The organism is Flavobacterium anhuiense (assembly GCF_001705175.1).
In the GTDB taxonomy this organism is placed as follows: Bacteria; Bacteroidota; Bacteroidia; order Flavobacteriales; family Flavobacteriaceae; genus Flavobacterium; species Flavobacterium anhuiense.
This window is the reverse complement of sequence record NZ_CP016907.1, coordinates 3,999,427-4,012,344: the sequence shown is the minus strand read 5'-3', so window position 1 is coordinate 4,012,344 and position 12,918 is coordinate 3,999,427. Positions and strand designations below refer to the sequence as shown.

The following is a 12,918-nucleotide window of genomic DNA, read 5'->3' as shown; positions in this document are numbered from 1 at the left end:
TGTGTGGAAAACTAGTTCTTATAATACATCTTTAGCTCAAAAAACTATGTTTCTATGTATCTATCTGGTCTTTTTAAAACTTCAATTTCTCAGGCAGATATTTAGCCACTAATTCTTTATAATAAGGAAGCAATGCTTGTACATCGGGCTTAACTGGAGCTTTTGTATACAAATCGTACGGATTGAACTTTCTAACCCAGTCAAACATTTCAATATCTTTTTCATTCATTAAATGTGCGTAAGCATTTTCTTTATGCTGAGAATAAAATGAATGATAACGAATCATGTATAAAGCTGGTTCTGGCAGATAATCTTTCATAATCTGATATAAATATTCGTCATGTCCCCAACTCATCTTTACCTTATCCAATCCACAATTTTCTGTGTAGATTCCAAATTTGGTATTGAATCTTGGATCTGTATAATCTGGGTTTTCTTTAAAAAATTCTGAATACACGATTTTATCCGAATACGCACATCCAACAGGAAATGTATCTCCCACAACTGCCCATTGGGGTTCTCCAAACAAGCATAATATTTTACCCAAATCATGAATAAAACCCGTCAAGACAAACCAATCAGGATGGCCATCAGCTCTAATTGCTTCTGAAGTCTGTAAAAGGTGTTGCGTCTGATCTAAATCAATATCTGGGTCACTGTCGTCTACAAGTGTGTTTAAAAAATCAACAGCCTCCCAGATTGACATTTCTTTTTTGTTGAATTGCAGAAATTCCTGTTCTTTACTGCAAACAAAATCATAGGTTTGATACGTGTGGTTTATTCTATAAAACTCTTTAACTGTTTCTACCCTTTCTGAATCGACATAATTCCTGAACTCTTCCTTCTGCTTTTCTTTTACATTTTTTTCAGAAGGATCAGGATATCGCATTAGCAAATCATCTTCCCACTCATCTAAATTTTTCAAAGGATTATCTGTATCTATATGCTTTTTCATAATGCTTAATAGTTAAAAGTTACAAGACAAAAATAGAATTACATATTCCTTTCAAAATGGACTAATACATCAAAAACATGGATAAAATTGATTATTGTAGGATTTTTCCATACTAAACAAACGAAAAGCTATGGCAAAGTGTTTTTTGCCACAAATTCACGAATTTTTATTTGAAGACAGATGCTACTTCTTTTTTGAGTAAAAATTACACGGATTTTTTCTAAATTATTTAGATGAATATTTATAATTGCTTAGCGCAGAATACCGCAAATGGAAATATATTTTGTACCCAAGGTTGAAACCTTGGGCTACGTTTTTAATGGAGTTAAAATCTTTACTGAGTTACTATGGAAATTTGCTTCATCTATTCGCTATCACTAAGGTTCTTGTCGGAATGAAAATAAGCGATTTATAGAAATTAGTGCAATTAGAACAAAAATCCGATCTAATATGAGCAAAAAAATTCGTGAATTCGTGGCAGAAAAAACTTAATTATATCAGTTTACTCGGCGGGAAACCAAATTGTTTTTTGAAGCATCTGCTGAAATATAACGGGTCATTGAAACCAACGAGATTGGTTACTTCTGAAACATTATATTTTTTAGTTTTAAGCAATTCTGCTGATTTTTTCAAACGGATCGTTCTAATAAATTCGTTTGGAGCCAAGTCGGTAAGTTCTTTAATTTTTCTGTAGAGTTTAGACGAACTTACACCCAATTTATCACACAAGAAATCGGTAGACAGATCTACTTCACTTAAATTATCATTGATCAGATTAGTCACTTTTTCCATAAATTCTTCATCTACTGGCGAATGTGTCAGCATACTTACTTTGCTTTCCACTTCTCCAGAAAATTTCTGTTTGAGCTCCAATCTCGATTTGATCATATTCTCAATAACTGTTTTCAATAATAATGGCTCAAAAGGTTTTACCAAATAACCATCTGCTCCAGTGTCGTAACCTTTTACCTTATCCATATTTTCAGAAAGTGCAGTCAGCATTATAACGGGAATATGGCTGATAAATTCGTCATTCTTAAGTTCTTTACAAAATTCTAGTCCATCCATAACAGGCATCATGACATCTGTAACACATAAGATCGGCTTAATTTGTCGGCATATTTTCAAACCTTCTTGTCCATTTTCGGCATCATAAACTTTGTAATAATCAGACAGATAATCAACCAGATATTTTCTGAGTTCACTATTGTCTTCAATAACCAAGATTTTTTCTTTTAAATCTGTATTTTGAATGATTTTCTTCGCTGCTTTTTCTGGAATAAGCATGCTTAAATTGTCATTTTTAAGAGCATATTCAAAGACTTCTTTATCTTCATAAGAAGCACGGTCTATTGGAATTTCAACTCTAAATGTACTTCCTTTTCCTGGTGTGCTTTCAACAGAAATAGCTCCTTTGTGAATAGATACCAAAGATTTTACCAGCGATAAACCAATTCCCGATCCGGTGTTATTTTCCTGACTGTTCGATGCCTGATAAAAACGTTTAAAAATTTTATTCTGGCTTTTTAGCGGAATTCCGATTCCGTCATCAGTTACCTCAATTACCAAAATATCTTCAACGGCATCTTTAAGCCTTACATACAAATCTACATTTCCGTTTTTATTGGTAAACTTCAAAGCATTCGATAAAAGATTATACAGTATTTTATCATACTTGTCATTATCCAGCCATCCATTTATTTGCTGATCCTCTGTGATAAAATTGAGTTTAATCTTTTTATTAAAGGCCATTTCTTTAAACGAATCGAAAATATTCTTAGAATACGCCAAAATATCTGTTTTAGTCACTTTCAGTTTTAATTCGCCTGATTGCGCTTTTCTAAAATCTAAAACTTGATTTACCAAATTCAACAATCGGCTAGCATTTTGATAAATCAGATTATATCTGCTTTTTTCATAATCGGTTGCATTGCTGTTTTCCTCCAAAAGCTGTTTTGCAGGCCCTAAAATTAATGTTAATGGCGTTCTTAATTCATGCGAAATATTCGTAAAGAAACGCAGCTTTTCATTATTGAGTTTTATATCATGTTCTCTATTTACTTTTTCGGTAAGCAGTTCTTGTTTTAGCCTTATTCGGTTTTTAATCTCTCTTCTGATGAAATAGAAAACTCCAAACAGAATCGCAAAAAACATTAAAAATGAAGTCGGCGTAAGCCAGAACGGAGGCAGGATTTTTATTTTATAAGAAACAATTTTACTCCAATATCCGTCACTATTGCTTGATCGTATTTTAAAAGTGTAATTGCCAGGATACAAATTCGTATACTGGACTATTCTTGAAGTGCTATTAGTAGTAATCCAATGTTTATCAAAGCCTTCGAGCATATACTGAAATCTATTCAATTTTTCATTTGCAAAGGAAGGAGTCGAAAACTGAATCGAAAAATTTCGGTTTTTATGGCTAAGCTCAATTTCTTTACCATAATTCAGATCTTTTGAAAGCGGAATTTCTCCATTGATTTCCATTTCTGGAAAAACTTCTTCGTTCTGAATCTTAAATTCGGAAATAACGGGCAATGGCGACCATTTGTTTCTTTGCATTGCTGGTGGTGAAAAGGAAATGATTCCGTTTTTACCGCCCAGAAAAATATTCGAATTATTAAAATAAAAGAAGCCACTGGAGCTGAAAACATCGAGCCTGTTACCGCTGTTTACGTGGTAAATGCTGATATCTTTCAAATCGGCTCTAACAAAAGCAATGTTGTTGTTATTGATGTTCAGCCATAAATTTCCTTTCGCATCTGAAAGGATATCGGTAATCCATTTTCCTGAAAGTTCTTTCAGTTGTTTTATCGGCTCAAATTCGTTCTTTTTCGGATTGTATAAGCATAGCCCAAAACGTGTTGAAGCCCATATCTTGCCTTTTACGTCAACTAAAACATCACTTACATTCTCATCATGCGGCACTCCTTTTTCTTTGATAAAAAGTGATGAATAGGTTTCTATTTTCCCTGAATTGATATTGTATTTTACCACTCCCGTTTCTGTAGCAAACCATATATTATTTTTAGCATCCCTATCAATCGCATTGATTTGAAAGTTTGGCAAAAGCTTGCTTGAGGTCTGCACTTGCAGGGTCTTTGTATTTAAAAATAAAGCGCCTTCTCCAAATGAACCCGCAATGAGAGACTCGCCATCAATTTTAGAAAAGGCAAAAACAGGCGAATTATCAAATCCGGTATGTATTTCTCTGGAAGAATTTGTCAAGTAATTGTACACCAAAATATTTCCATCCCAAAGACCGCAGTAAAATATCTTTCCATCATCGGAATAAATGCTGGCAATATCTTTTCCTGTATTATGCAAAGGAACTGAGCCTTTTGTATTGGAAATAAAAAGTCCGTTATGATAAGTCGCTACAATTACTTTTTCATCGTATGTTTTGGCAAATCCTCTTATTCTAGGCGCCTGATTGCCAATAGAACGCGATATATCTTTGTTTAAAGTAAACTGATTTTCATAAGGATCATATTTGTCCAGACCGTCTTCGGTTCCAATCCATAGCACGCCAGATTTATCAAAATAAAGTGATGCAATTAAATTATCAACCAGCGAACTATCATCTGACAAAATAGAATAATACCATTTATAATTTCCTTTTTGGATATCTTCCAATTCATTGCAAACCAGCAATCCTCCTAACGTTCCTACCCAATATTTCCCGTCTGGGGCTTTTGCAACAGATAGAAAATATGGACCTAAAGCTCCTCGAATCTGTTTATTCTCAATATAAAGATTAATGAACTGATCTCTTGCTTTATCCAATTTGTATAGTCCTTCTCGGGTTCCTATAAAAATATCCGATTTGGCATCTTCGTAAATAAAATTAAGGTATGGATTTTTGACATTTGAATTTGGTACAGAGAGCGTATAGGTCATAATCCTAACAATTGCCCCTTTTGCATCCATTGTAATTTTGGCCACACCTGATTTTTCATAACTACCAACCCAAACATTGCCTTTTTTATCTTCAAAAATCTCTTTGACATAATCAAAACCTTTAAGCTGGATTTTCTCGAATCGGTTCTCTTTCAGAAAAAACAAATAAACTCCTTTGGTTTTAGTGCCCACCCAAACTCTATTGAATTTATCTGCATAAACCGATCTCACTTCATCATCAGGCAAACTGTTTGGATCGTTTTTTTTATGAAAAAAAGTGGTGAAGACATGGGTGTCCATTTTAAAAAGCGTCAATCCTTTTCGGGTTCCAATCCACAAATTATTAGAAGCTTCGTCTAATTCTAAAGCTGTAATATCATCATTGTACAATTTATTTTTTCCAGGAGTAGAACTCATGTAATTCTTGAACTGATAACCGTCGAAACGGTTTAATCCAGAGAATGTTCCAAACCACATAAAACCTTTTTTATCCTGTACAATATGGCGTACCGAATTATGAGACAGTCCGTTATTGTCGTTATAATGCACAAATTTTATATTCTGTGAATACGAATAATAAAAACTGGCAGATAATAAGAATACTATAAGGAATTTTAATCTCATGAAAATAAATTATAAATGCAATTTAATCTTTTTGATTTAATAAATATTAAAATTATTTAACAGATAAGTTATGAATTTTACCATTTTTCAAATCAATCTTAAAATGATCGGAAGGCTCTCCATTCATGGTTTTATGAAATATTTCTGCCCATAAAATCAGTTTGGGGTCATCTGCTTTTTTTAACTGTCTGCATATGACTTCATATTGTTTTAATCTTTCTTTTCCAATTTTTGAAAATGCTAATTCGTCAGCACTTTTTAAACGGTAAAAATCGAAAATCATATCAAAACCATTCCATGATTCAAAATCGGAAAGGATCAGAGAATTCTCTTTCAAATCTTTAGCCACTTCTTCCCTATTTTTGTTCTTTTCTAATAAATCTCTTCCTGATAGATCTACAATAGATTTTAGAAATTCTGCAGGAAAATCTTCAGGCAAAAACCTTAGGCGAACCAACTCTTTTAAATGCCAATTGGTAAATTCTTCGTAATCTTTTGCCTTTAGAATTTCTTTATCCCAAACGTCTTTACTTTTTATTTCTTTTAAGTGCGAGTATTCTTCTTCATAAAAAGGAAAAAGACTATTGAATTTATGTACTTTTCCAATTACAACAGTTTCAACTTCGAGTTCAGAATCTGAATCAATGGTCAAAATTTTATAAGCTGGCATATAAGCGGCAAGCGATGGAGTCTGAATATTAAACAGCGTGTTTCCTTTTGCTGTTGTTCTAACGCCTGTATCGTTTATGTGCATGTGTCCACCAAAATGAACCTGAATTCCCGCATCTGCAAATTGCTGTGCGACATCTTCATTGGGAACACGCTGCAATTGCATTTTATTGGCACCGAAAAGCTGTTTCAATTCAGCTGAAGCATTATTATTAAATTCCACCATTGGGTAATGGCTAAAAGCAATTAGTATTTTTCCTTTTGCTTTTGCTTGCTCTGCCACTTTTTTTACCCATTTTAGCAAATGGCTTTTATAAATCAGAACATTATTGTACCCTGTATTGGCTCCAGAAAAGTCATGAGGATCATTTGGTTTTCCTGATAATTTTTCATTCGGAACATACGCATTGGCATCTATAGCTAAAAGCCAGATTCCTTGTATGGGTTCGACCAAATAACTTGCATCTGGCAGAAACAAATTGGTGTCTTTAATTTTATACGTTCTTTTTTCTAAAGCGGATTCTTTTTGGGCTTCTTCAAAATTATATTCTTGGTAAGTGTAGTTTGAAAAAGGTGTTTCCCAATACAAATCGGTCTTTTTAGGAAAGAAACCAAAATCACGCATTTCTTCAATTGTTTCTTTATAACCCCAATTTTTCATATCGGCAGTTATAATTGGAACTAGTTCGCTTTTACTTGCCTTAAAATTGTTTTCAGAACTGCTAATAATCTGTTCTTTTCCATCTTTTCCTAAAAAATCAGTTTTAACAGCATCTTGCGAAAAAGGTCTTACAACATCGTGATTTCCTGTGGTTACATAAAACGAAATGCCGTATTTCTGAGAATATTCGTTGAGTATTTTTCGTAATCCGCGAACATGAACGGGCTGTCCGTCATCACTAAAATCACCTGGAAGCACAACCTGTTTTATGTCCCTTTTTACAATGTCATTTAACGCTTCTAAAAAAGCAAAGTAGTTTTCATTAAAAATTCGAGTTGAATGCAGTTGTGCATTCATGGTCCTAATATTGGCGTATTCGCCCGTTACAGGGTTTTGAATGCCTTGATAATTGCTGTCTTCAAATTTGGCAAAAATATCCTGTAAATGTGCATCGGCTATAAAAGCAATCTTTATTTTTTGGTCGTGCGAATGCTGTTCTGTTTTACAAGAAATTAGAACTGCAAAAATCAATACCCAACAGAAATTTTTAAATGCCATGGTTTATTATTATAACTCAGAAACTTTAACCCTTTGGGTGAAATTAATTTTAACACATAGAAACATAGCTTTGTAAACTTTAGAAAAGGCGTTTCACCAATTTCAATTTATCCCGATAGCTATCGGGACTATGTGTTAAAGCTTGCTTTTTTTTGCTACTCTTAAACAAAAGCAGTAAAATAATCTATGTTTCTATGTGTTAAAGTTAAATTTTGTTCTGCTTCACCCACAGTTTACTTTATTAATCCACAACTTTTACCAACGTTGGGTTAATCCCCAACGGATTATTTGTGATTTTACAGATTAAGGGGAAATCTGGATTTTTTACAATCCACATTTCAGTTTCATCAATCTTCGCTTTTACATGCAGAGCATCAACTGGTTTGCCTTCAATTTGAACACTTTCTGCATTTTTTTCATCTAGAACATAGGTTGTATTATTATAAACAAAGGAACCTTTTTTGACTAAATCTTGATAAGCCGACTGCGAAATCATAAAAAACGTTTCTGTTGGTTTTAAGTTTAAAACTGGCTCATATTCTCCTTGATTAAAACTTAATTCAGTTCCGTTTTTTACGGCTTCGGGAAGCATTACTATTTTACTTTTCACGCCTCTGGTTTCTAATTTAAAAGCTAATTTATCAGTTGCTGTTTCTGCTATGAGCTGTAAAGTTCTCGTTTGTCCGTGCAGTTTGCAGACATAATGCAGTTGCGTATTATTTTTTAATGTTGGAATGTAATTCTGAGATATTCCTTTCTGATAAACGATGCAGAAAAGAAGCATTAAAAATATATTTTTCATCCTGTTTATCATTTTTTATTTATTTGGCGGTAAAATTGTCGTTCCCCAAGCTGATGGTTTTGAATCCATTTCTAAAACCAATTCGCCACCGTTATTAATATCATCATGCGTAATCCATGCTTTGTTGTATGGTTTTCCATTTAGTAGAGCACTTTTTATGTATCTATTTTTATCTGTCATTTTTTTAGCTGAAATGGTAAACTTTTTACCATTTTCCAACTGTATTACTGTTTCTTTAATCAAAGGCGTATTGATTAGATAATAAGGCTGTCCAGCATTTGGGTATAATCCCATCATGTGGAAAGCCAGCCAGGAAGACATAGCGCCAGAATCATCATTTCCTGGCAAACCTTCTCTCGAAGTATTAAAATTATTCTTTATAATGCTTCTAATCCTGTCACTGCTCAAATAAGGTTTTCCGATCCAATGGTACAAACAAGGCGTTAAAAATGAAGGTTCATTGGCCACATTATATAAATTTTGATCAAAGAAAATATCCAGACGGTTTTCAAACGCTTTCTCTCCTCCCGATTTTTTAATCAGTTCTGGAACATCATGCGGAATGCTAAATGAATATTCCCAAGAAGTTCCTTCGTAGAAAAACACGCACCAATGGCATACATACCAAGGAGATTCGATAATAACAGGCGTATACTTAAAAGTAGGTTTCTGGATTTTGGATTCTCCAAAAACGACATCATCCAGCCAATTTCCGTCTTTGTCTTTTGGCATGATAAATCCTTTTGCTCCGTTATTTTCGTAATCGGCACGCCATAAATTCTGCCAGTTTTCAGCTTGTTTCATGTATTGATTATACAATTCTGTTTTGCCTAAACCTTTAGCCACTGTGGCAATATTATAATCGTTGTACGAATAATCGATTGTTCGGTTTCCTGCGCGGTCAGTGCCATAAGGAACGTAACCTAATTTAAGGTAATCCAAAAGTCCGCCGCGTCCTTCTCTTTCTTCATTTCCTCCCGGAGGCACCGTAGCGTCCTTCATCATGGCTTGTAAAGCCAATTCGTAGTCAATTCCTTTTAAGTTTTTCACAAAAGCATCAGCGATAACCACCTCAGCATTTGATCCGCCTTGAGTTCTTCCATTATCATTTCCGCTTCTTCCTTCTGGCATATATCCTTCACGTTTGTAAATATTAAGCATCGCGTTGATGATATCTACTTTTCGTTTGCTATCAATTAGCGTGATTAACGGACTTGAAGTTCTAAATGTGTCCCAAATCGTATAAAAATCATCGTAATACGGCTCATCATTTGTCCATAAAGGATTCTCTCCTGTTCTGTCCACAGGCATAATCATAGTGTGATACAAACCTGTATAAAACATTCTTTTATACTCGTCTGAAGTGTCTTTTGAAAGCTGAATACGGCTTAATAAATTCTCCCATTTATTTTGCAGTGTGCTCAATACGACATTAAAATCCCAATGCGGAATTTCAGCATCTATATTATTCTTCGCTTTTAATTCGCTCAAAAACGAAATTCCGATTTTGACGTTCAGCTCTTCTTTTCCTCCATTTCCGAAAGACAATAATGCGGCTGTTTTCTTTCCTGAGTCAAATTGGGTTTTCTGATTATTATAGAATTTCCCGTCTTTGAAAGTCACGTATTTCGCTATTGGCTGATCGAAAACGGCACAGAAATAAACCGTGTAAGCTCTTCCATTATTCCATCCGCCTCTAATTCTGCTATAGCCTCTCACTTCTGTATCTGAAACTATTTCAATTTGTGAGCCAACAAACTGCTGGGCTTCTCTAGCATCAGGAATTTTTTCTTCTCCCAAAAAAATCCTGGGTCTATCTTTAATTCTTTTGAACTGTTTTTAGGATAGGTAATTCTATAAAATGAAACTTTCTCTCCAGTCGTAATTTCAGTTTTAATGTTATTTTCTTTAAAAACAGTTTCGTAGTAACCCAATTTTACATTTTCTTCAGCTCTAAAAGAAGTCTGATCCATTTTATCCAAAGCACCAGAAAAAGGCATAATCAGGATGTTGCCGTACTTTGGTCCTCCACCCGTTCCACTCACATGCACTTGACTGAATCCTGTCACTTCTTTTGGTTCTGGAAGCCAACCGCTGTTTGGACTAGAAGTACAATCTGGACTTGGTTTTACCATTCCATAAGGACAAGAAGGCCCGATAAAAACTCTTCCCACGCCTTCTGAACCTATCATTGGATCAACATATTGATGTACATTCTGCTGAGCACTGCTATTTATAGCAAGAAGAAAACTTGCTGCTAAAAAAATGAGCGACTTTGTATTTTTCATTCCCTAATTATTTCTTTAGTATTAAGATTTTGGCTGATCTGACATTTCTAAGATTAACTCACCTCCATTTGTAATCTGTTGATGCGAAAGCGTAAAGTCTTCTACTGCTTTATTATTGTATCTGATATTTTTTATATATACATTTTCTGAGCTATTATTCTGGGCTCTAATTACAAATGTCTTTCCTGAATAATATGCCGGATTCAAATCTATCGTAATTTTGTTGAAAATTGGGCTCCCTATTTGGTAAACTGCATCCTTGTCTGTTCCCCCATTCATTTGAAACAAGCCTATTTTAAGCAAAACGTTTAAACTTCCCATTAGACCTTGGTCTTCATCTCCGTTATATCCAGTTGCAGGAGATAATCCGCTGAAAGTCGTTTTCACTACGTTTCTAGTCCAGAACTGCGTTAAATCGGCTCTTCCTAAAAGAGTAAATATATTGGAAGTTTGGATTGATGGCTGATTTCCGAAATTTACAGGAATCCTGCTGAATTCTGGATGCAATTCTGCGTCATGTGAAGTTCCTGAGGTATAATTTTGTTTTTTAGCTGTTTCAAATTGAATATTCAATTTTTCTACCGCCTTTTCTTTTCCGCCCATTAATGATGCTAAACCTTCAATATCATGAGGAACAAGCCAAGTTGACTGTGCTCCGTTAGATTCAATAAATCCGTTTTCATACTGATAAGGATCATAATTTTCGCGCCATTCTCCTTGCGCATTTCTCGGACGCATCCAACCGATTGACGAATCAAATATGTTTTTGTAGTTTTCAGATCTTTTCATAAAGTATTGGTAATCCTCTTCATGATTCAGTTTTTTAGCCAGCTGCGCCAAAGTCCAATCCTGATAGGCATATTCTAAAGTCTGGCTTGCTCCGTCTTGATGGCTTCCGAAATTGCCATCGGGAAGCGGGTACGGCACATATCCTTTTTGCAAATAATATTTTAGTCCGCCTCCAATATTGGTATTGTGCTCATATCCTGCTTTTTCCATAATACCGCCTGGCATATGATTTTTTTTGAGTGCTATATAAATCTCTTCTAAATTTTCTTTTACAATTCCTTTTTGGATTGCGCTGACTATAAATGGAGTTGTCGAAGCTCCTGTCATTACATACGTATCATTTCCGCCAGCAGGACCACGAGGAATGATACCGCCATCTTTGTAATACTGCATTAGCGAATGCACAAATTCTTCCATGATTTCAGGATAAACCAATCCCCAAAGATTATTGATGGTCCATTGCGCTCCCCAAAAAGCATCAGAGTTGTAATGGTTGAATTTCGGTTTTCCATCAGCACTCAAAGGCAATTGTCCTACCCTGAATTTGTTTCCTGTATTATCGGGATAGGCTCCATTTGCATCACTGATCATTTTTCTTCCTTGTAAGGCATGCCATAAATCGGTATAAAATCTTCTTTGATCGCTCTCAGTGCCTCCTTCTATTTTTATTCTTCCTAACAAAGCAATCCATTCTTTTCTTGAATCAGCAACTGTTTGGTTAAAATTCCAATGAGGCAATTCAGTTTCAATATTGATAGAGGCATTTTCTATTGAGGTATACGAAATACCAACTTTCATTAGTATTTGTTCTTTCGCAATGCTGAAATGGATTAAATAATTTTCCGTTGCAGGATCTCTTTCTACAGAAGTAATTTGCTGATTTGTTTTGACTTTAAAAAATACGGTCAATGGTTTTGGACGCCTGAAATTAGTGCTCAAAACTAATGATCCAGAAAGTTCATAATCATTGTTTTTTTCTAATTTCCCGTTAGTGTTTTCACAAGGCCCTAAAACAGTGTTCAGATTAAAAAGAACTGCTTTCTGTGCTTTTTTAGGAAAAGTATATTGATGAAGTCCGACTCTCGGTGTGCTAGTTAATTCCGCCGTTATCTGATATCTGTCTAGTTTTAATGAATGATATCCTGGTGTTATGACTTCGGTCTGATGGCTAAATTTGGAATAAAAGTCTTTAAAAATAGTTGATTTGTTGGCATCAGAAATCGTAACTGGCATTACCGAAACCCCAGACATTTGCCATTCGTGCACGTGGCTAAATCCCTTAACTGTATCTACAGTGTATTTATAGCCACCTCCCCAATCGCCTTTAATTTCAGTATCGGGACTTAAATTAACCATACCAAAAGGACGGCTTGCTGATGAAAAGTAAAACCATCTTGAATTTTCGGTGTCCAACAACGGATAAACCATATCTGACAACTGTTTCTTTTGCAAGGAAATGGTTTTCTGAGCGTTGCATGACAATAAAAAAACTAAAGTCAAACTTATGGCAATATGCCCTATTTTATAGATTTTACTTAGTTCCATTTATGCTGTGTATTGATGGGACAAATTGGGCTGATAATGATTTTTCTAAAAATTAAAAGAATGTTACAAAGCTTAATCTCTCATTTATCTTCAAAAAACACATTTGATTAGGCTTTGCAAGCATTCT

Annotated in this window: 7 protein-coding genes; all 7 read right to left on the bottom strand. The window is 34.6% G+C overall.

Annotated elements, in window-relative coordinates; genetic code table 11:
• Positions 1 to 73: 73 nt before the first annotated feature.
• Positions 74 to 955 carry an inositol oxygenase family protein gene (locus BB050_RS16935; protein WP_066034400.1) on the bottom strand — a complete coding sequence of 294 codons (882 nt, stop codon included), beginning with the start codon at positions 953 to 955 and terminating at the stop codon, positions 74 to 76.
• A 492-nt stretch (positions 956 to 1,447) separates the two neighbouring features.
• Positions 1,448 to 5,479: a hybrid sensor histidine kinase/response regulator transcription factor gene (locus BB050_RS16930; RefSeq protein WP_066034399.1), complete on the bottom strand. Its 4,032-nt coding sequence runs from the start codon at positions 5,477 to 5,479 to the stop codon at positions 1,448 to 1,450.
• A 52-nt stretch (positions 5,480 to 5,531) separates the two neighbouring features.
• Positions 5,532 to 7,367 (bottom strand): metallophosphoesterase family protein, encoded by a 1,836-nt coding sequence (locus BB050_RS16925; RefSeq protein WP_066034398.1) that lies wholly within the window; start codon positions 7,365 to 7,367, stop codon positions 5,532 to 5,534.
• Positions 7,368 to 7,608: 241 nt separating this feature from the next.
• Entirely contained in the window at positions 7,609 to 8,169 is a 561-nt protein-coding gene (locus BB050_RS16920) for a hypothetical protein (RefSeq protein ID WP_066034397.1), read from the bottom strand.
• A gap of 15 nt (positions 8,170 to 8,184) precedes the next feature.
• Positions 8,185 to 9,969, bottom strand: a complete 1,785-nt coding sequence (locus tag BB050_RS16915; protein ID WP_250637241.1) for a GH92 family glycosyl hydrolase — start codon at positions 9,967 to 9,969, stop codon at positions 8,185 to 8,187.
• Positions 9,903 to 10,457 (bottom strand): hypothetical protein, encoded by a 555-nt coding sequence (locus BB050_RS22190; protein WP_250637240.1) that lies wholly within the window; start codon positions 10,455 to 10,457, stop codon positions 9,903 to 9,905. Before BB050_RS22190 ends, BB050_RS16915 begins: the two co-directional genes overlap by 67 nt.
• Before the next feature lie 21 nt (positions 10,458 to 10,478).
• Positions 10,479 to 12,791, bottom strand: coding sequence for a GH92 family glycosyl hydrolase (locus BB050_RS16910; protein ID WP_066034396.1), 2,313 nt, complete (start codon positions 12,789 to 12,791; stop codon positions 10,479 to 10,481).
• Positions 12,792 to 12,918 lie beyond the last annotated feature (127 nt).